The organism is Bacteroidota bacterium (assembly GCA_020402865.1).
Taxonomy (GTDB): Bacteria; Bacteroidota; Bacteroidia; order Palsa-965; family Palsa-965.
Map to the genome: position 1 here is coordinate 64,995 of JADBYT010000010.1, position 19,210 is coordinate 84,204.

The 19,210-nt window shown below is 48.1% G+C and carries 17 protein-coding genes; 7 read left to right on the forward strand and 10 right to left on the reverse strand.

Annotation, left to right across the window (positions count from 1 at the left end; genetic code table 11):
* Positions 1-89: 89 nt before the first annotated feature.
* Positions 90-647 (forward strand): gamma-glutamyl-gamma-aminobutyrate hydrolase family protein, encoded by a 558-nt coding sequence (locus IM638_08310; GenBank protein ID MCA6363028.1) that lies wholly within the window; start codon positions 90-92, stop codon positions 645-647.
* A gap of 18 nt (positions 648-665) precedes the next feature.
* Here IM638_08310 and IM638_08315 read toward each other — a convergent pair whose 3' ends face one another.
* Positions 666-818, reverse strand: a complete 153-nt coding sequence (locus IM638_08315; protein ID MCA6363029.1) for a hypothetical protein — start codon at positions 816-818, stop codon at positions 666-668.
* A 15-nt stretch (positions 819-833) separates the two neighbouring features.
* Positions 834-1,169, reverse strand: a complete 336-nt coding sequence (locus tag IM638_08320; protein ID MCA6363030.1) for a hypothetical protein — start codon at positions 1,167-1,169, stop codon at positions 834-836.
* Between the two features lie 124 nt (positions 1,170-1,293).
* On the opposite strand from IM638_08320, the gene IM638_08325 reads away from it, so the two are divergent.
* The 4 genes from IM638_08325 to IM638_08340 all read left to right on the forward strand — a co-directional run bounded on the left by IM638_08325 (position 1,294) and on the right by IM638_08340 (position 4,999).
* Positions 1,294-2,523, forward strand: a complete 1,230-nt coding sequence (locus IM638_08325) for a hypothetical protein (GenBank protein MCA6363031.1) — start codon at positions 1,294-1,296, stop codon at positions 2,521-2,523.
* 233 nt (positions 2,524-2,756) lie between these two features.
* The gene (locus tag IM638_08330; protein MCA6363032.1) at positions 2,757-3,257 is read left to right on the forward strand and encodes a hypothetical protein; all 501 of its coding nucleotides are present in this window, start codon (positions 2,757-2,759) and stop codon (positions 3,255-3,257) included.
* Positions 3,258-3,260: 3 nt separating this feature from the next.
* Entirely contained in the window at positions 3,261-4,511 is a 1,251-nt protein-coding gene (locus IM638_08335) for a hypothetical protein (protein MCA6363033.1), read from the forward strand.
* The gene (locus IM638_08340; GenBank protein MCA6363034.1) at positions 4,508-4,999 is read left to right on the forward strand and encodes a hypothetical protein; all 492 of its coding nucleotides are present in this window, start codon (positions 4,508-4,510) and stop codon (positions 4,997-4,999) included. The genes IM638_08335 and IM638_08340 overlap by 4 nt, the downstream gene beginning before the upstream one ends.
* A 6-nt stretch (positions 5,000-5,005) precedes the next feature.
* Here the strand turns inward: IM638_08340 and IM638_08345 are convergent, their stop codons facing one another.
* From IM638_08345 to IM638_08380, 8 genes are all read right to left on the reverse strand, one after another.
* Complete coding sequence (locus IM638_08345; GenBank protein MCA6363035.1) at positions 5,006-5,803, reverse strand: glucosaminidase domain-containing protein; 798 nt, start codon at positions 5,801-5,803, stop codon at positions 5,006-5,008.
* A 632-nt stretch (positions 5,804-6,435) separates the two neighbouring features.
* On the reverse strand, positions 6,436-7,299 hold the full coding sequence (locus IM638_08350) for a hypothetical protein (protein ID MCA6363036.1): 864 nt from the start codon (positions 7,297-7,299) through the stop codon (positions 6,436-6,438).
* Positions 7,300-7,379: 80 nt separating this feature from the next.
* On the reverse strand, positions 7,380-8,249 hold the full coding sequence (locus tag IM638_08355) for a pyridoxal-phosphate dependent enzyme (GenBank protein MCA6363037.1): 870 nt from the start codon (positions 8,247-8,249) through the stop codon (positions 7,380-7,382).
* Positions 8,250-8,403: 154 nt separating this feature from the next.
* Entirely contained in the window at positions 8,404-10,269 is a 1,866-nt protein-coding gene (locus IM638_08360) for a hypothetical protein (GenBank protein ID MCA6363038.1), read from the reverse strand.
* A 1-nt stretch (position 10,270) separates the two neighbouring features.
* The gene (locus IM638_08365; protein ID MCA6363039.1) at positions 10,271-12,775 is read right to left on the reverse strand and encodes a DUF2309 domain-containing protein; all 2,505 of its coding nucleotides are present in this window, start codon (positions 12,773-12,775) and stop codon (positions 10,271-10,273) included.
* A 29-nt stretch (positions 12,776-12,804) separates the two neighbouring features.
* A complete protein-coding gene (locus IM638_08370; protein MCA6363040.1) occupies positions 12,805-14,142 on the reverse strand; it encodes a hypothetical protein in 1,338 nt (445 codons plus the stop codon).
* An 11-nt stretch (positions 14,143-14,153) separates the two neighbouring features.
* A complete protein-coding gene (locus IM638_08375; GenBank protein MCA6363041.1) occupies positions 14,154-15,755 on the reverse strand; it encodes a SulP family inorganic anion transporter in 1,602 nt (533 codons plus the stop codon).
* Positions 15,756-15,918: 163 nt separating this feature from the next.
* Entirely contained in the window at positions 15,919-16,269 is a 351-nt protein-coding gene (locus tag IM638_08380) for a hypothetical protein (GenBank protein MCA6363042.1), read from the reverse strand.
* A gap of 176 nt (positions 16,270-16,445) precedes the next feature.
* On the opposite strand from IM638_08380, the gene IM638_08385 reads away from it, so the two are divergent.
* Both IM638_08385 and IM638_08390 read left to right on the forward strand, forming a co-directional pair.
* Positions 16,446-18,020 (forward strand): oligosaccharide flippase family protein, encoded by a 1,575-nt coding sequence (locus tag IM638_08385; GenBank protein ID MCA6363043.1) that lies wholly within the window; start codon positions 16,446-16,448, stop codon positions 18,018-18,020.
* A 161-nt stretch (positions 18,021-18,181) separates the two neighbouring features.
* Positions 18,182-19,210, forward strand: a complete 1,029-nt coding sequence (locus tag IM638_08390; protein MCA6363044.1) for a hypothetical protein — start codon at positions 18,182-18,184, stop codon at positions 19,208-19,210.

The following is a 19,210-nucleotide window of genomic DNA, read 5'->3' on the forward strand; positions in this document are numbered from 1 at the left end:
GTTAACACAACTACAAACTGCGGGCAATATGTCCGCAGTTTGTATTTTTAGCTGGTTCATCTTATCGTTCCCACAACAAGCTCATCAGCATGATTCACATCATTCAATTCGGAAGCACCAAAACACCGCACATCGCGGAAATGGTTATTCAATGCGGCTTTCAGACGCACATCACCGACTGGCGCGAATTTTCGCAAAGCGATTTGCGTGATGCGAAAGCAGTAATTTTCAGTGGTTCGCCTACCTTCCTTACCGAAGTGGATCATGCACCGTATCACGAAAAATTTGGCTGGGCGAAAGAAGGGAAACTGCCTGTGCTGGGCATTTGCTTTGGCCATCAGGTCATGGGCATTTTGCATGGCGCAAAAATTTATCGCGGCCCGGCCGTGCGCACTTCTGTTCCCATCCGCATTGTAAAACAGGATCAGCTTTTCAAAGGCCTTGGCGAACATACAATCATGGCCGAAGATCACACCGAAGGCATCACGCTGCCCTCGTCGTTCATTCATCTCGCCTCTTCGGCCGATTATCTGATTGAAGCCATGCGCCATCCGGTACTGCCGCTGTTTGGTGTGCAGTTTCATCCGGAAGTGAGCGGGGAAATTGGATTGAAGCTGTTCAGGAATTTCTTTTCCGTAGTACAGTAATACCGCGCAAACCTATTACTAGTTGAATAATCCGGTGAATAATCCAATCACCAACTCTGAAAGATCGGCAATTGAAAAACGGCGGCCCTCCTCTTTATACATAAGAGAAATACCGTAGCCAACCACCGCCAGAAAAAGTATAACCGGAATTATCCAAAGCAAGTGATACATGATACATTTATATAATTAATCACCACTGCTGCTCCCGCTATCGCTGCTAAAGGATGAGGAGTCGCTGCTGAACGACGATGTATCGCTGCCACTCCACGAGGAATTGCTGTCGGTGCCGCTCCACGAGGAATTTGAATCGTGCTGATTGAAATGTGTGTGATTGGAATGCGAATGATTGTGTGAGTGATCGGACAAGTGGGAATGCGGGGGATGATGATATGAAGAAGCATCCATGAAACTGTTATCCGTATTGCTTTGCTGCGACGTATGACCAGTGTTGCGGCCAAACAAATTCGGTTTAATGAAGATCCAGAAGAAAAGGATAACGACAATGATTACGACAGGCGCCATACGCATCGAAATGTAGAGGTTAGTAGTTCAAAAATACAGTTTAGCCTTAATAAACACAATGCAGTGTTAATACTTTAACGTGCCTTCACAACCGGCAGCGGCGGCTTTGTGCTACTTTGGCCGTATGCTGCTCAATTACATCTGGCTTTTCCTGTTTCTCATTGGCTTTGTGGTGGCGCTGGTGCGTTTGTTTGTATTTGGTGAAACAGGCGTGTTTGGCGAACTCACCACCGGACTTTTCGACGGAGCCAAAACGGCGTTTGAAATTGCGCTGGGCCTTACGGGTGTAATGACGCTCTGGCTGGGATTGATGCGCATCGGCGAACAGGCCGGAGCCATTGGCTTTATGGCGCGCATCACTTCACCGTTTTTCAGCAGGTTGTTTCCGGGTGTGCCCAGGCAGGATGCCGCCATGGGGCATATTCTGATGAATTTTTCGGCCAACATGCTTGGGCTTGATAATGCGGCCACGCCGTCGGGGCTTAAAGCCATGCAGCGGCTGCAGGAAATAAATCCGCAAAAAGACACCGCCAGCGATGCGCAGATTATGTTTCTGGTGATAAACACCTCAAGCCTTACGCTTATTCCGGTGAGCATTCTCGCCTACCGCGCACAGGCCGGCGCAGCCAATCCGGCCGATGTGTTTATGCCCATTCTGCTGGCTACGTATGTATCCACACTCACAGGCATTCTGCTCTGCATGTTTCGCCAGCGCATTCGCCCCGATGCCGTGCTGCTGGGCTGGCTTGGCGCACTTACATTGATGGTGGTCGGCCTTGTAGCCATGCTTTACGGCCAGCCGCGCGAAGTGATTGAAAAATACACCTCGGTGGTGGGCAACGGCCTGCTCATAAGCATCATTATTGCTTTTCTGCTGGCGGGCTGGCGGGCGCGGCTCAATTTGTTTGAAGTGTTTGTGGAAGGCGCCAAAGACGGATTCAAAACAGCTGTAAGCATCATTCCTTATTTAGTAGCCATGCTGGTGGCCGTGAGCATATTCCGCGCCTCGGGTGCCATGAAACTCATGGAAAACGGACTGCTGGCCCTCGTACACAGCATGGGTGGCGACGGAGGTTTTGTGCCCTCGCTGCCCACTGCATTTATGAAACCGCTCAGCGGAAGCGGCGCCCGCTCCATGATGGTGGAAACCATGAAAATATACGGCCCCGACAGCCTGCCCGGCCGCATCTCCTGCATCATGCAGGGCGCTGCAGACACTACACTTTACATCGTGGCTGTTTACTTTGGCGCTGCCGGTGTAACCAAAACCCGCTATGCAGTAGCATTCGGCCTGCTTACTGATCTGGCGGGCATTGTAGCCGCAATTTTTGCCGGGTATTTGTTTTTTGCATAGTTGTAACGATGGTTTGGATAAGCTCCACCAACATTGAGAAATTTACCCTGCCAAGACATTCGTTTACACCATTTAAAAACAGCTTTTTACGTGTAAAAAACATGTAATTCAGCCCGCATTTTCAAAAAACGCGGACATTTAAAATAGCCTGCTTTAGGATACAATTTTTGATTTACGGATTATCATTTTTCATTTTCAATTATACATTTGCGCTGAACCAAAAACCAATACACATGACGAACCAGAAATTTTTCGGAGCGGCGCTGTTGGGTGCTGCGTTGCTGCTTGGCAGCTGCACAAAAGAAACAAATGTAGCTGTACAGCCTGCAATGAATGATTACAAGCAACGCACGGCGCTGGAAGTAATTGAAGCGGCATCGCCCGAATACTTCCGTGAGCTGCAGGATGCGGCAAACAACAATCGCGGACCGATTGTAAAAACCGTGCCGGGGGTGTTTGTACCGGGTCAGGGATTCCCCACTATTACTTACAACAACCGTTGTGTAGGGACACAAGGTGTATGTGGTGTAATTATTATCGGTGATCGAAGCGGCGATAATTCGCTTAATGTAATTCCGAGCGACCTGATCTCCGTGGCTGCCGATGTAAGTGCAAGCACCGGCGAAGACGCCCTGATTCTCAATGAACCGTCGCCGGTTATTCGTCTCATTCGCGGATTCCGTGATATTTCGAGCGATGCAGGCGGATTCACGTTTACGTTTGATGAACTGTAATGTATGAGAGGAACCGGACTCTTTTCATGGGGGCTGTTGTTTGCCGCCGCGCTGCTTTGCAGTTGCGGCGGCGGCAGCAGTGCCGTAAAATTTACGCAAACCGGTCATACCGCTGTTGATGAATCGGCTCTCATTATCCGCAGCCAGCCGCAACATATTGCAGCCACAGGGCCCGATCAAATTGCCTTTGTATCGTCGGGCACACTTGGCGTGTACAATTGCAGCAGCGGAAAAATGGTACGTAGTTTTTCTTCGGCCGATTCGCTGAATACCGCATTACGAAAAATTTCCTGGCCGTTTGATTCGGCGCGCGGTATTGTGTATCTGCCTCCCGACACAGCCACAACACTAACAGGCGACGATTTATTCAAACCATTTTTTGGTGTGGAAGCGTTTGACTACAGCAACGGTACGTTTTACATTGTGTATAAAATCAGTATCGACTGGCATTACCGCACACTCGAACTTGCGGCAGCATCCTTGTTCGGAAGTGCGGGCGATGCCGCCGAACAAACAAAAAAACTTTTACAAACACCCGGACTCACCGCCGAAAACTTTCAGTCGTTCGGCAATGCCCAGTTTCTGATTGAAACCGATACTGCTTTTCAGATTCGCCGCATCCGCTACATCAACGAGCAGGATACTGTACGCAAAACCAAAGGTTATGCATTTTGCAGCCTTGCACTTGGCTTTACCGTGCATCAGAATACTATTTACGGCACAGCATACGATTATCCGTTACTCTTTACACTGCCCGAAACGCAACAAATTACGGCTGCCGACAGCCTGCTGCTTGCCGCACAACTTGGCATGAACGAAAGCATAGGCTGGAAACAGGTTGCCCTTCGTACATCAGACATCCCCGGCTATTTATCCGACATACGCGAACACACGCGGCACCGCCTCGCATTTGGAAAGTCTGGCAATGAATTACTGCTGCAAACTGCAGCCGGCTGGTATTTGCTGCCGGAGAAAAAACTGTTTTCGCCTCAACCGGAGTACAGCAAAAAGGAAAAACTTTTTGCCGATTTCGATGTACAGGAAAATTTCTTGTTATACAGTGTGTACAGAGAAGAAGTGAAGGCCGACACCGCTATACAGTTTCGCATTTACGATGCAGAGGCCGGGAAACTTGTGTTTACAAAAGCGATGAACTGCGGTGCGTATTTTGGTAAACATGCAAACACGTATTACTTCATCAACCGCAGCGGTGAGCAGTATTTTATTGATACCTATCAACTTTCCATACAATGAGAATGCTGCTGATACTGATTCCGGCACTGCTCTGGGGTTGCCACCAAGCTGTGAAAAAACAGGAAGCCACAACGCCTGAAATAAACACACTGCAGCAATGGCTCAACACACAGCCACGAAGCAAACATACACTCGTGTTTGCCATGAATGCCAACGACTGCATTCCGTGCATGCGCATATTCAGTCAGTTTTTCCGCCGGCAAAGCATGCGCAATACCGATACCGTGCAACTTGTAGCGTTGTTTAACGAGGTGCGCAGTATTGAGCGCCCGGCCATACTTGAATCGGTATTTCAGCAAACCGATACAGCCCATGTAAAAATTTTGTGGAACACAACGCTGTTTACCGACGCGATTGCGCAGGTAAAAGAAGGCAAAGGTGTTTCGGCGTTGCTGGTGTATGATGAACAGCGGACACTGAAGTTTGCACGATTCGGGAAAACGCTTACCGGACTTGAGCCTGAGCTGGCTGCATTCAGAGAAAAGTAGCGACAGCTATCTTTTGCGTCGCAGCAGAATTACATCGCCCGTTTTTACGGTTGCACCGGGCTTGAGGTTGTTGAGCTTGTAAAGCGCACTGATTTTTACGCCATACTGCTGTGCAATCTGATGCAGGGTTTCGTCGGGCTTTACGGTATGCGAAATTTCGCTGCGCGATTTTTTGCGTTTGGGCTGCAGGTAAATCATCTGCCCCGGCTTGAGCACGGCGTTTTTATCGAGTTCGTTGTATTTGTAAAGCTGCCACACTTCGAGGCCGAGTTCCTGCGCAAGTTTGTAAAAGGTATCGCCTTTTTTCACCACCACACATTTCACATCGTTGTTGCGCAAAATTTCGCGGCCGCTTGCGGTGGCCGAAACGGTATGCGGCTTCGGCTGCGACTGCACGATAACCGAGGGCAAAGGCTGCTGCACATCAAACTCATAAAGCTTGTTGCGTTCGATAATGTCGATGAGACGATCGGCATATTTAGGATCTGTGGCGTAGCCGGCTTCTTTCAGTCCGCGTGCCCAGCCTTTGTAGTCGGTAGTTTTGAGTTCAAACAACGCTGCATACCGTTTGCGCGTGCTGAGAAAATTGGAGTGATCCTGATACGAGTCGTAAACCGATTTGTATTTGCGGAAGCACTCATTCTTCTCATCGTCGTCCTGAATGTAGGTTTCGCCTGTCCACTCGGTATGGCATTTAATACCAAAATGGTTATTGGCATACACAGCCAGGGCGCTGTTTCCGTTATCACTTTCAAGCATGCCCTGCGCCAGCGTAATACTTGCTGGCACCCGCGAGAGCTGCATTTCACGCACCGCATCGTCCTTGTAGCGCGAAATATAGTCGGCAGGCATCAGCTTCCGCTCCGATGGCTGTGCAAAGCCGCGAAATGAAAGCAGGAGAATAAAAAGAATGAGCCGGCTCGGTACAAGGCGCATGCTACAAAACTATGCGGAGCCGGGGTGTGCAAATGGGTGGGGGAAGGCGGGATTTTAACAGGGGGGTGTTGATAGTGGAAGTGCAATTTTCATACGCACTGATTTCTCCTTCCTTTTCCGAAAATTATGAGCCTATCAATTCAAGTTGATTGATTTAACCCAAATAACTAATTCCGAAATCTTAGCACGAATATTTGAAATTGCTTCAGAGTCATTTTCAAAAATAATTATCACTTCAAACAAACAATCAACACCTGATCCAAAAAGCGTTCAACAATTTCACGTACCGCATCATCCTTGTAACGCGAAATATAATGGGCAGTCAACAACTTCCGCTCAGAAGGCTGTGCAAAGCCGCGAAGTGAAAGCAGAAACAGAATAAGCCGACTCGGTTCAAGGCGCATGCTACAAAACTATGCTGAGCCGGGGTGTGCAAATGAAGGTGGGGGAAAGCGGGATTTTAACAGGGGGGATTAGTTGATATGTGAATATTGCCCGCTCTAACCCACAAGAGCTAACTTCTTTCTATACTCAATTTTAATTTCCCCGTCTTCCAAGCCAACTAATAAATCATTATTAACCAACTCAAGTCTATTAATATGAATGCGATCATTAGCAGGTACTTTATCTTTTAATTCAGGAACTATTGTTTTGATAAAAAAAATCTGTTTCGTATTGGGATTATAGACAAAGTCAGAGATGTCAAAAGTTTTTTGTTGTACATTAAACGTACCTGTTATCGAATATTGACCAGCGTGAATAACTACCTCTTCTTTACCTTTTTTCCCATTAGGGTATTGATAACTATTTATCCAATACCCATCTAAAAACCGGTGATTAAAAAGTAAATTTTGAGATGCCTCCAACTGCTCGATTTTCAAATGCAATTCATCACTTAACATCTTCTCTTTCAAATACTGACTTTTAACCTTTTTGACTTCTTCAAAAGTCTCGGACTCTTTATTGATGAGCTCAGTCAATTCAGTCACTTTTCTATTAAGTTGTTGTTTAAGAGAAAAATATTTATCTATCCCTATATACGCATCTTGAAGAATTTTTAATCGTCTTTTTTCACCCCATTTTGTTGTCCACGCATGAAAAGCACGAATCCAGTTCTTGACTATTGGATTCAACAATACGTAACCGATAGCACAAAAAAATGGGATCAAGAATCCATTATAGGGATTTATTGTTTTTTCAATAAAATCAATCAATGAATAGTAGCCTGCACTATTTATATCGTTGCTGTCAAACCAGAACAAACCAACAATTATTCGCCAGTTAGCGATAAGCCAAGATGCTAAAAAAGAGAAAATCAGGGGGTTCGCTACTCTTTCTCTAATACTATCAAGAACATCTTTCATTTTTCGCTAATATTTTTTTTCTAAAATATAAATAATCCATAACAATAAAAATAATTCAATTATAATACACTACAATATCCTTAGATCTGACTATCCCGCCCCGAACACACTATCAATACATCACGCCCCAACTCTCCCTCCCCCACCATCGCATTCACCCCAAACAACATCTTCCCCACATACTGCAAATCCGCATTAATCCCCCACACCGCCGAAACCTCCCTGCAAAACACCTCCAGCTCCGCATCCGCCTGTGCATACCCGCCAAACGTAAACCGCTCCTCCAGCTCCCACTGCGCCGCATCCGGGTAAGGCCGCAACAACCCGCCCACCCGCTCCCTGATGCGCACCGAATCATTCACCACTGCAATGCCGGTTACACGCTGATGTGGTTTTGCAGCTGCTGCTAACCCCGCCAGTGTGCCGCCGGTGCCTGTAGCGCATACAATGTGTGCATACTTGTATGCTTCGGGCGGAAGCGCGTGGGCAAAACCTTTTACGGCAAGTGCATTAGTGCCGCCTTCGGGCACACTGTAAAATGCACCGAAGCGTTGCTTAAGTTCGCTGTGATACCCGGCATCGTAGCGGCGGCGGTATTCGCTGCGGCTTACAAAATATAACTGCATGCCACACGAAGCTGCAAAGCGCAATACATCGTTAGCATCCGCATGCAACTCATCGCCGCGAATGATGCCCGTGGCCGGAATACCCGCTTCGGCCGCAGCTGCTGCGGTGGCGGCAATGTGATTGGAATATGCGCCGCCAAACGTGAGCAAGGGTAAACCAAGCTGCTGCGCTTCCAGCACATTGTAATAAAGTTTGTAATACTTGTTGCCGCCATAGCGCGCATGCACCAGATCCATACGCAGCAGTGCCACCTCCATGTCAGAAGGCCAGCCGGGAAGCGGTTGTACAACTTGCAGCGGCGCAGCAGGCGGCAGTTTAAGCATGCACAAAGATGCGAATTCCCTGCGGTGAATAACAGTAAAGCCAAACGCAGCCGGCGGCACACTGTTGGCAAACATGACCCTTATCCGGATTCTGTGCCGCCGAACTGCGATACTGTGCGGGGAACACAGCAGGCCTCTTTCCCCCGGGAAAAAACTAAGACGATTTGTAGGCCACTTCGTGATACGTTTTTACATGCGGCCCGAGGAAAATGCGCGCATAATAACGTACCAGCGTAATACCATCAATCACAAAACATAAGGAAGCTATTACGGCAAGCAGCACCTGACTGGTGTGGATATGACTGAACAACAAATCTTCGCCAATGAAAGTGCTGGTAATGGGAAAGCCCGACATACCCAAACAGGCCATTAAAAACACAAGTGCAATTTTGGGATGCTCCCAGGCGTGACCATAAAAATGATTCAGGTCGGCTTTCTCAAACAACGAAAGCCGGCGCAACGCCAGATAACCAACCAGTCCGGAAATACCCACACCGCTCAGATAGAGCATGAGATGCGAAAAACTAAAATGCTCATTGAACGAAACGGCCAGCGCCATCCAGCAATGATTCATTACAATAAGTATCCAGCCAAGCATAATATTGCGGCGTTCTGCAAAGGCTTTGAGCACCATAAACAAAGCCACCACAGCCAGCACAATGGGTAAATTATGCTGGATGTAATGCGGCAGTTTATCGTCGGCAAGGTGCAGCAGCCAGCCAAGCATGTAAAGCGGAATGAAAAGCAGCATAAGATTTTTTACGCTTATACGATTCATCCATTTCCCGGCACGGCGCAAGGGCTCCCAGATAATGCGCTGTAAAAACGAATCGAGGTTCCACTCCTTAAGGCAAAGCATGTAATACGTGTATTCAATTTTGCGGGGCAACGTATCTTCAAATGTATGCTCGCGCGGCTTGAAGTTGTAAAACTGCTCGCGGATGAGATAGCTTACTACCGATGGCGACACCAGCAACTGATAGGTGCGCAAAAATGCATTGCCCGCAAAATGAATAAGCGCAAGTGTTTCCAGCCCTGCCGCCACTTCAATAAAAATGAGTCCGATTTGTGCTGCAGAAGCATAGGCAATCTGACTTTTTACCGACGACTGCACACGCGCCACGCCCGATGCTATGAAGCTGGTTACGGCCCCAAGCACACCAATTAAAATACGCACCGAAAACTGATGCTCCCAAAACGGGAAGGTGCGTAAAAGCAAAAACACACCCATGTGTACAGCCAGCGAACCGTAAAAAATAGCCGACGATGGCGTCGGCCCCTCCATAGCACGAGGCAGCCACGAGGTAAACGGCAACTGCGCCGATTTTGCTGCTGCTGCAATAAGAATGGTTATTGACAGGGCAAAGCCAACCCACGATTGTGTGGTGAGTAAATGATGTACCTGATCGTAATTACTAAGCCGCTGAAAAGTGATGTTCTCGTGAAAGAGATGATGACTGATCCACATGGCAAGAATCAAACCCACATCACCAATACGATACACCGAAAAAACCTTCATGGCATTTTTCACCGGCAAATACCTGTCGCGGTAAAATGCAATGAGCAGGAACGATGAAATACCAAGCACTTCCCAGCCGATAAACAAAGTTTCGAGATTACCTGAAAATACAACCAGGTTGTAACCGGTGAAGAAAAATAAAATGGTATTGAAGTAGCGGCGGTATCCCGGTTCACGATGCAGGTAGTAACGGCTGTAACGTGTAACCATAGTGGCAAGCAACGATCCTGCCAGCAGATAAACAACTGTCACTTTATCGAAACAAAAATCGAGAAAGAACTCATAATCGGTGGAACGATAGAGTGAAATGTCTTTCAGATTAAGTGTAGGATGGCCGTTAAACAACCAGTACACCACGAACATCAGCGCACTGAGCAGGTGAATGCCCGTTGTACCAAAAGCGACTGCAGAAATGAGCGATTCGCGGCCGCGCGGCAAAACCAGACTTACCAGAAAACCGGCAAGTGGCAGAAGGATAAACAAATGAAGCAGGTGATCCATATCAATTTAAATTTTGCAGCATATACACAGGGAAATTATCAGCATGCTGTTCGAGCAGCAATTCGAGATTGCGTACTGGAAGCGAAGGCATGGAATCGAGACTGAGCGGTACAAACGTTTCGTTTTTGAAAATGTAAAACGAACGTGTGAGCGGATGCACAGCCACAAGATGCACCCAGTTGTTTGCAAACCATTGATAGGTGTCGGCATTCTGGCTGATAGCTTTAAGCACAACATCCGGAAAATGTTCCACGATGACCAGAAGCCGTACCGGATCATGTACCTCAATCATTTGCGAAGGCAGGCCGGGACGAAGATCGCCGTCGATACCATTGGCTACGCCAATAAGCCCCATTACATTGTGTGGAAGTTTTGTACCAGCGCCGAGTTTTTGATTATCAACCCGCGAAAAATAGTATTCGAGGTTAATACCACCACATACCGGCGCTACTGCCTTAAGAATATTGAACAGGTAATTTCCTTCCGGGTCGATCTGATAATTGTATGAATTGAGAAAGGAGCGCCGGTCGAGAAAAAGTCCGCGGGTAAGGCTTCGCCGGCCAACCACGCAAAGCGCATTTGTGGCGTGGTTAAGTTCAGGGCGCGGCTCGAAAAGTGAAACCGATCTGAGGCGCATCTGTTCGTGCACTTTATGCGGTGGCATCTTTTTGTTTACCAATTCGAAGCGACGGGCACGCTCTTTTGCGTTGGCATCGAGTGCTTTTTCAAACACGAGGAGATTTTGCTGATGCAACTGCGTCTGTGCAGGCGAAAGTTGTTCTTCGTCGTAAAACAAAGTTTCGTCGCGCGTGGTGTCATGTAAGCCACCCACAAAACGGGTATGCGCCGGAATATGGATACCGAGAAGCTCAAGTCCTTCGCGCACTTTTGGGTGGTTGGCCATGAAGCAGAACACACGTGCATTTACCGAACCCGGCCTTCCCGAACATGCACCGCAGTCGTAGGCTGCATAGTGCGGATTATTGATACTGCTTGAGCCGTGTCCTACCACATACACTAACGGCGAAAAATTGTCAATCAGTCCGATGCTTCGCAACTGAGCTTCCACTCGCTGAATCATTTCGGGCACAGTAAAGCCTACCTGCAAACCATGCTCATGATGTTCGGGGTGCGTACACTCTACGGTAAGCTGCGAGAACTGATCCATGTGCCGCAGCGATGAAGCTGCCGCAGCCGTCATACGCGGCCTGAATAAACTCACAAACAACTGCAATGCCGACCAGAAGCCAAGCGTTTGCGAAATGAGCCAGCCCGGCAGTAGTCGGTGAGTGTGCCGTGTAAAGTGAATTTCCTTTTTACGTGTTTGTGCTGCGCCGTTTTCCTTGATCAGAAATTTTGGTGTAACCGGGGCCGGACAAAGCTTGGTGGTAAACTTGCCATGATCGGGCTGATAGAAAAACTCCACACCAAAGAAGCCCGGTGTGCCAAATGTTTCGCAGGCCGGCTCTTGCTGTTCAATGTAACGCCGCAGCGAACACTCGCGATCGTCGATACAAAATACAGCCTGAAACTTACGCTCAGCCGGCTTATCGGGCGCCACAGCAGGCAACGATTTTATTCCACCAAGCACTTTCCGGTAATACGTCCACTCCAGCGCCTCCTGCCACATGCTGAGCACTTCGCCGGCCTCGGTTTGAGGAACAGAAGCAAACAAATCAGGCAGCGGATTATCGAGTCCGGTGGCCACAGGAGCCCACACCACGCCAAATTCCTGATCGAGACAATCAATCTCCAGCAAAAGCTCGAGCACAATTAAATCGTGTAGTGTGATTGGTTTGCGGTCGATAAGTGTTTCGGGCTGCAGTTCAATTGCGGCCACCATGCCCGACCAGCCCTGATGCGCAAACTGCTGATCAAACAAATAACGTTCGTAATACGCTGCATCACCCACCACAATTTTCAAAAGATGCGCAAGTCCGCAATGTCCTTCGAGCAGCATGCTGCGTACTCGTGCTGTGGAAAAGAAACTGGTAAAACTGCTCTTTTCCAGAATGCGCAATGAACTAAGCAATCCTTTTTCATGCACCGGGAAATTGTGAATGGCAATACCTTGATCGAGATAGCTGCAGAGAATGCGAAACAAACGCGGATGTACACGCGAATCGAGATCAAGGCGATACACATCGCGCCAGCGGCTTCGCAATTGCCCGATACGTGCGCATACATTAGTCTCGTAATGCTTTTCAAGCATGCAATGCATCCACCTGTCAAGCTCACCCGAACCTTTCCGGGCAAGCAGCACATCCTCCAATACACTGTGATCAATTTCACCGGCCTGATAATAATTCCTGTATTCGGCTACCGACAACGAGGTTTTGTAGCCAAACACAGCTTCAGCCTGACGCAATGCTTCATCAAACGGCAAATGCTGAAATGCATGAAGTGTATTGTGGTGAATAAAATCTTTAAGCGGTGCCTGCGCAGGCAGGTAATGACTAAGTCTGTGCAGCACTTTGTGTTCATTAAAATCGCTCTGCTTTTTCATCAGATTATCCCTTTCTTTTGCTTCATTCGTTAAATTAAAATCTGATACTGGATATAATACATCCCTTTGCGCAATGCACTGCCGGTAGCGGGTTCGCCGGCGGCATTGAGCGCAAATACCGGACGGCTCTGATAGTTGAGATTGAGCTTGGCATTGTGTCCGTTGATCAGCCAGTTTACTCCACCTTCAAATACATTTACCGGTTGTTTGAACGCATCCCATTTTGCACTAAACACCGAAACCACCAGCTGGAGTTTTCCGTGACTGGCTGTAAACTTTGCCGGGAGTAAAAATCCGCTTTGCACATAAACAGCCGAACCCGTGCCCGCCATCGGAAATGCATCACCAAAGCCTGACACCGTTTTACTACCGGCCTCAAGCCCGTTGGCCACATTAAACACCCCTACATTGCGGTAGTAGCCGGGCCCGAAATCGTAATGAAAGTAGCCGCCATACACAGTTAATGCGGTTCCGGTTTCTTTATTCAATGGAAGATCAAGAAATACATCGGCGGCGAACAAAGCCATCGGGTGCGTAAGTACAGCTCCTTCCGAATTGCGGTAGCGCATCATATCAGGCTGATAAACCATCCCTGCTCCGATATTAAACACTTTCTTTTTACCCAGATAACACCCGGTAGTATAAGGAGTAACATTAGTTTCCTTATCAAAAAACTGATACTGCACATAAGTCTGCTCCTGCAAACGCGCCGGAGCCGGATTATAATATGCACGCGAAGCCAGCGATGTATCGGAAACAGAAAAACCATTCATGGTTTCAATCGCAAAAGGCTTACTGAGGACAAATCGGTAATCAATACGTCCTATCTTACCTTTTGAATAAACAGAAAGTTTCCGGAGAAACTGATCCGTTACATCATTGGTAGCCTGCTCAAACAACGGTGCATCCGACATCAGGAATAAAGCCACCGAAGGCGATGCATAACGACCAAGTCCGCTCCAGCCGGTAAGCCCGGCACCAATACTGAGGTAATTTGGCAACACTTCATATTCGGTAACCAGATCATGAAAGAAAGCGCCCGATTTGCGTGCCGAAAGCGAATTGAAATTATTAATACCAAACTGTGAATACACAAACACCCGTGGAGCAATTTTCCCAAACAACTGCATCCTGAACCGGCGTATCCCGATATCAAATACATCGCTCTGCCTTTTACCGAAAAAGGTACTGCCCGGATTGTTCTGATTGTAGCGCACCCAGGTTTGCAAACACACGGTTGATTTAAGGTATAACGAGCTATCAGCACTGAGATACATCGCAAGACCATCTTTGGTTCGCTTCGTATTCTGTGCAGGCAACAAGAGGTGTATAATTACTGCGCTGAGCAACAAAAGAATTTTTCTCATAGCTGCCCGAATTAATTCAATACCGAAATACGTGTAGCAGTAGGCTCGGCCGACATGGCTTTCATTCCTTCAAGGCCGAGAATGGAAAATGAACCGCCTTCCGCTTCTACATCATCTTTGATGGTTTGAATAGTTTTAAGAGTGGTATGATCAACCATTTTCACCCTCGAAAAATCAACCGTAACATCACCTTCAACCGGAATTTCCATCAATGCTTTTTTCAATCCGAGCAAATTGGTAAACACTGCCGAACCTTTAATACGCACGATATAAGTCCTTCCATCGGGCTGCAATACTTCGAAATCGGAGCGGAACATATTGCGTAAACCGGCACCATTTACGAGATGAATAATGAACTTGATAAGTACACCGGAAAAAACACCGATGAGCAAATCGGTGGCAAGTGTGAGCACGAGGGTGCTGATGAAAATTAAAAACTGTTCTTTGCCGATGTGCCAGGTATGAATGAATTCGCGCGGGTGAGCCAGCCTGAAGCCTACAAAAATGAGCATGGCTGCAAGTGCGGCATTGGGAATCATTTCGATGAGCGGCACGGCAGCAATAAGGAAGATGAGCAGAAACAGGCCGTGAAAAAAATTGGCCCAGCGCGTGCGCGCACCATTGGCCACGTTGGCCGAACTGCGGGCCACTTCCGAAATCATGGGCAAACCGCCAAGTACAGCCGAAAGGGTGTTGCCAAGGCCCACTGCTACCAGATCGCGGTTGGTGTCTGACTTGCGTTTGAACGGATCAAGTCCGTCTATTGCTTTGACTGTAAGCAACGATTCGATGCTGCCGATGAGCGCAAACAAGATTACATATTGTACAAATGCTCCGGGGTGTGCGGTGATGGCAGAGAAATCAACGTTGAACCCGATTTTATCAAACAGGCTGCCCACTTTTACCAGCGCGTAGGCTGGCTCGTCGGTTTTAAAATTCATGAGTATGCCAAGCGGAATAGCAATACCGAGTACCAGCAGCGGCACCGGAATTTTCTTCACCAGCGGATGTTTGATTGCCGAAAGCCCAAAGAGAATACTTAGCCCGAGCAGACCAATTATTTCGATATGCCAGTTGGCATGTGCAATGCTTTCGGGAATCATGGCAAACAATTCGAGCGGCTCTTTTCCTTTAAGCAGCGAGGGATCAATACCCAGCAACGTATGCACCTGCTTGGAAATAATAATGAGTCCGATGGCTGCCAGCATACCGTGAATGGCTGCGGCCGGAAAAAAATCGGAAAGTTTGCCAAAGCGCAGAAAGCCAAAAACAATTTGCAGCAAACCGGCTACTAGAATTGCCGCCAGCGCCATTTTCCAGCCATTTTCGCCTCCGCCGAAAGCAGCCACAGCACCTGAGCAAATAACAATAAGCCCCGCAGCCGGCCCTTTAATGGTGAGTTTTGACCCGGCCACCAGACTTACTATTACTCCGCCGATAATGGCTGTGAGCAATCCCATTACTGGAGGGAAATCGCTGGCTTTGGCAATTCCTAAACTAAGCGGCATGGCAATAAGAAATACCAGAAAGCCACTGAGCGCATCGCGCGTGAAATTTTCTTTTAAGCCCGCCAGCCCGTCTTTGGGCAGCAGTTTCTTATTTAACTGATTCATAAAAATCGGATGAATGATGTTTTCGGTTAACTCACTTCAGAAAGAGGTTGTACCGGTGTGCGACACGTTTAACCGGCATGCACCGGCAGTGGCACTTAATTTTTCAGGCACAACAAAAAGCCCTGCCGCAAAAAATGCAGCAAGGCCACGAAAACATCAGAAATCAAATACGGAAATTCTGCTGCGCCACAAAAAGCGGAACGGCACCTGCCGTTATCTCATTGCGGCATACCCATGCAACCGGAGTGTGCGGTGCCGGTGCTAAAAGCAGATAAAAAAGTTCGAGCACCGGAAGCGTTTGTACAGCTTCGAGATGCTCTTCGTTTTCATAATCCTCGGTATCGGTCAGAAATTCAAAACCACCATTGGTATTCGTCTGACTGTGTGCGGCATTGAAGCCGTTTTGCTTTAACTGCGGCAGTTTTGAAACCTGTGCCGCAGAAAGCTGAACCTGAAGCGCGCAGAAAAGCAGCAGCAGTATTGCTGCAAGACTTCTTTGTATTAATCCGTGCATCTTCATCAGAGCAAAAGTAAATGGTTTTTCCAAACAAGTTGTACGCTAACCAACACCGAAATGTTAAACTTTTCTCATTTCTCAGCCCTACCGGGCGGTTTGACTGAGGTTTGTAATGAGTCTCAGGCACGTCCACTCCATAAATTTTCCATATTTTCGCGCCTTCATCCGAACTCATGCAGCGAAGTTTCGTCACCAACTTAGTCATTCTCCTTTTCCTGAACCTGCTTATAAAGCCGTTCTGGATTCTGGTTATTGAACCAAATGTGCAGAATGAAGTGGGCAACGCTGCTTACGGCGAGTACTTTGCGCTGTTTAACTTTTCGTTTCTGCTCAACATCCTGCTTGATGTAGGCATTACCAATTTCAACAACAAGAATATTGCCCAGAACAGCCACCTGCTTACCAAGCATTTCTCGGCGCTGTTTGTGCTTAAGCTGGCGCTTGCAGTACTTTATATTATTGCCACTATTGTGGTCGGACTAATTATCGGATACGATACGCGGCTGCTCAAACTGCTGCTGATGCTGGGCTTTAACCAGTTTCTGATTTCGATGGTGCTTTACCTGCGCTCGAATTTGCAGGGGCTGCATTTGTTTAAGACGGATGCGTTGATTTCGGTGCTCGACAGGGTGCTGATGATTGCCATTGTGGGAACGATGCTGTGGACCAACCTGTTTCCGCGCCGGGTGGATATTATGGACTTTGTGTATGCGCAAACGGTGGGCTACCTGATTACGGCTGCGGTGGCGTTTTTTGCGGTGGCGCGGCATACGCATACCGTTAAACTGCGGTGGAGCCGGCCGTTTTCGGTAATGATTCTGCGCAAGAGCTTTCCGTTTGCGGTGCTGGTGCTGCTGATGACCTTTTACAACCGTATCGACTCGGTAATGCTTGAGCGTATGCTGCCGCAGGGCGATGCGGTGAAGGCCGAACGCCTGAAAGTGCTGCGCGATCCTGATCTGGTGCTTAACGAGGCCGAAAAGCGGGAACGCGATGCACTGGCCGACGAACTCGAACATTCGGGACCGGAGCAGGCCGGTATTTACGCCAAAGCCTATCGCCTGCTTGATGCCACCAACATGATTGCCTACCTGTTTTCGGTGCTGCTGCTGCCCATGTTCTCGCGCATGCTCAAGTTCCGCGAATCGGTGGAGCCGCTGGTGAAGCTTTCATTTACCCTGCTCATTACCCCGGCCGTGGTGATTGCCGTAGGATGTGCCTTTTACCGCGAGAACCTGATGGGCATGCTTTATGGCACTGAACATCTGGGCGATGTGACTTTTGTGTTCAGTGTGCTGATGAGTTGTTTTGTAGCCATTTCCACTACCTATATTTTCGGCACACTGCTTACGGCCAATGGCAATTTGCGACAATTAAACGTGGTGGCGCTTTCGGGCATGATCTTCAACGTTGGCATGAACTACCTGTTTATCAAACACTTCCAGATGGAAGCACGGGGCACGGCCATTTCCAGCCTTGCCACACAAGTGCTTACAGCTGTGGCTCAGGTACTTATTGTGCAACGCTGGTTTAAATTCCGCGTAAACTGGCGGCTGCTTACCACACTGGTGGTTTATACAGCGGGGGTCATTGCCATTGCACAGGTTTGTCACACCTACCTGATGCAGCCGGGCAAATCAGGCTGGATTTTAGGATTTATCGTAATGACCGGCACTTCGCTGGCCTGGGCATTTGCCACAAGGCTGATCAGCGTGAAGGGGATGTTCCGGATAATGAAATACGGATAATCTTTTTGGGGGATGTGGCAATAAATTGCCTTGAAAACCGTTTAGCGGCCTTTTGAAGGGCTGGCAACGGTTTTTTGTTACTTTTGCCCCTGCCCGAAGCGGGGTGTCCCCATACCACTTTGCCGGAGGCGCACACACATCAGGAAACACAACTTTCGTTCATGACAACCCGAAGCAACGAAAATTCATTCAATTCAGCCAGTCTGCTCGACTTTCTCTGGCGCTGGCGGAAACCGTTAATTATCATTGGCATTGCAGCAGCAGCCTTGTCATCGGTGGTATCACTCATGATCCGCGAAAAATTCAAATCGTCGGTGATCATGTTCCCTGTACAATCGAACTCCATTTCAAAGGCCCTTCTTACGGAAGACGTAACCGGCAAACAGGACGTACTTCAGTTTGGTGAAGAAGAGCAGGCCGAGCAAATGATGCAGATTCTGAATTCAGACGAAATCCGTTCTGCCATCTGCAAGAAATACAACCTGATGGAGCATTACCGGATTGACACGGCCGACAAGTACAAAAACACCCGTTTGTATGAGATGTATAACGATAACATTTCGTTCAAGCGCACGGAGTTTATGTCGGTTAAAGTGGAAGTGCTGGATGAAGACCGTGTAATGGCTGCGGCTATTGCCAACGACATTGCGGCGCTGCTCGACTCCACTAAAACACGTATGCAGCGCGACCGTGCCGGCCAGGCTTTCCGTATTGTGGAGGCTGAATACCTTTCGAAAAAAGCGGAAGTGGAAGGCATGCAGGATTCGCTGGCCAAGCTGAACAAAGCAGGTGTATATGACTACGAATCACAATCGGAAGTAACCAGTGAGCAGTATGCCATTGCCCTTGCCAAAGGCGATCAGCGTGCGCTTGCCTCACTGCGCGAACAGCTTAACATCATTGCCTCATACGGTTCGGCTTATATGTCGATTCGTGAAAACCTCTATATCCAGCGCCAGCAGCTTAACCTGCTCAAAACAAAGTACGAGGAGGCCAAAGTGGATAACGAACAATCGCTTACCTATAAGTTTATCGTAAACAAAGCCTTCCCGGCCGAACGTAAATCGTATCCGGTACGTTGGCTTATTGTGGCGGTAAGCACAGTAACAACTTTAATTTTCGGTGTACTGGGACTTATTCTTTTCGATAATATCCAACGCATCCGAAAGCAAACTCAACAACCTTCCTGA

Coding starts and splice junctions, on each gene's coding strand:
- IM638_08310 (MCA6363028.1), top strand. CDS start 90: ATGATTCACATCATTCAATTCGGAAGCACCAAAACACCGCACATCGCG.
- IM638_08370 (MCA6363040.1), bottom strand. CDS start 14,142: ATGAGAAAAATTCTTTTGTTGCTCAGCGCAGTAATTATACACCTCTTG.
- IM638_08360 (MCA6363038.1), bottom strand. CDS start 10,269: ATGGATCACCTGCTTCATTTGTTTATCCTTCTGCCACTTGCCGGTTTT.
- IM638_08340 (MCA6363034.1), top strand. CDS start 4,508: ATGAGAATGCTGCTGATACTGATTCCGGCACTGCTCTGGGGTTGCCAC.
- IM638_08315 (MCA6363029.1), bottom strand. CDS start 818: ATGTATCACTTGCTTTGGATAATTCCGGTTATACTTTTTCTGGCGGTG.
- IM638_08330 (MCA6363032.1), top strand. CDS start 2,757: ATGACGAACCAGAAATTTTTCGGAGCGGCGCTGTTGGGTGCTGCGTTG.
- IM638_08335 (MCA6363033.1), top strand. CDS start 3,261: ATGAGAGGAACCGGACTCTTTTCATGGGGGCTGTTGTTTGCCGCCGCG.
- IM638_08345 (MCA6363035.1), bottom strand. CDS start 5,803: ATGCAGCTCTCGCGGGTGCCAGCAAGTATTACGCTGGCGCAGGGCATG.
- IM638_08350 (MCA6363036.1), bottom strand. CDS start 7,299: ATGAAAGATGTTCTTGATAGTATTAGAGAAAGAGTAGCGAACCCCCTG.
- IM638_08365 (MCA6363039.1), bottom strand. CDS start 12,775: ATGAAAAAGCAGAGCGATTTTAATGAACACAAAGTGCTGCACAGACTT.
- IM638_08355 (MCA6363037.1), bottom strand. CDS start 8,249: ATGCTTAAACTGCCGCCTGCTGCGCCGCTGCAAGTTGTACAACCGCTT.
- IM638_08390 (MCA6363044.1), top strand. CDS start 18,182: ATGACAACCCGAAGCAACGAAAATTCATTCAATTCAGCCAGTCTGCTC.
- IM638_08380 (MCA6363042.1), bottom strand. CDS start 16,269: ATGCACGGATTAATACAAAGAAGTCTTGCAGCAATACTGCTGCTGCTT.
- IM638_08375 (MCA6363041.1), bottom strand. CDS start 15,755: ATGAATCAGTTAAATAAGAAACTGCTGCCCAAAGACGGGCTGGCGGGC.
- IM638_08385 (MCA6363043.1), top strand. CDS start 16,446: ATGCAGCGAAGTTTCGTCACCAACTTAGTCATTCTCCTTTTCCTGAAC.
- IM638_08320 (MCA6363030.1), bottom strand. CDS start 1,169: ATGGCGCCTGTCGTAATCATTGTCGTTATCCTTTTCTTCTGGATCTTC.
- IM638_08325 (MCA6363031.1), top strand. CDS start 1,294: ATGCTGCTCAATTACATCTGGCTTTTCCTGTTTCTCATTGGCTTTGTG.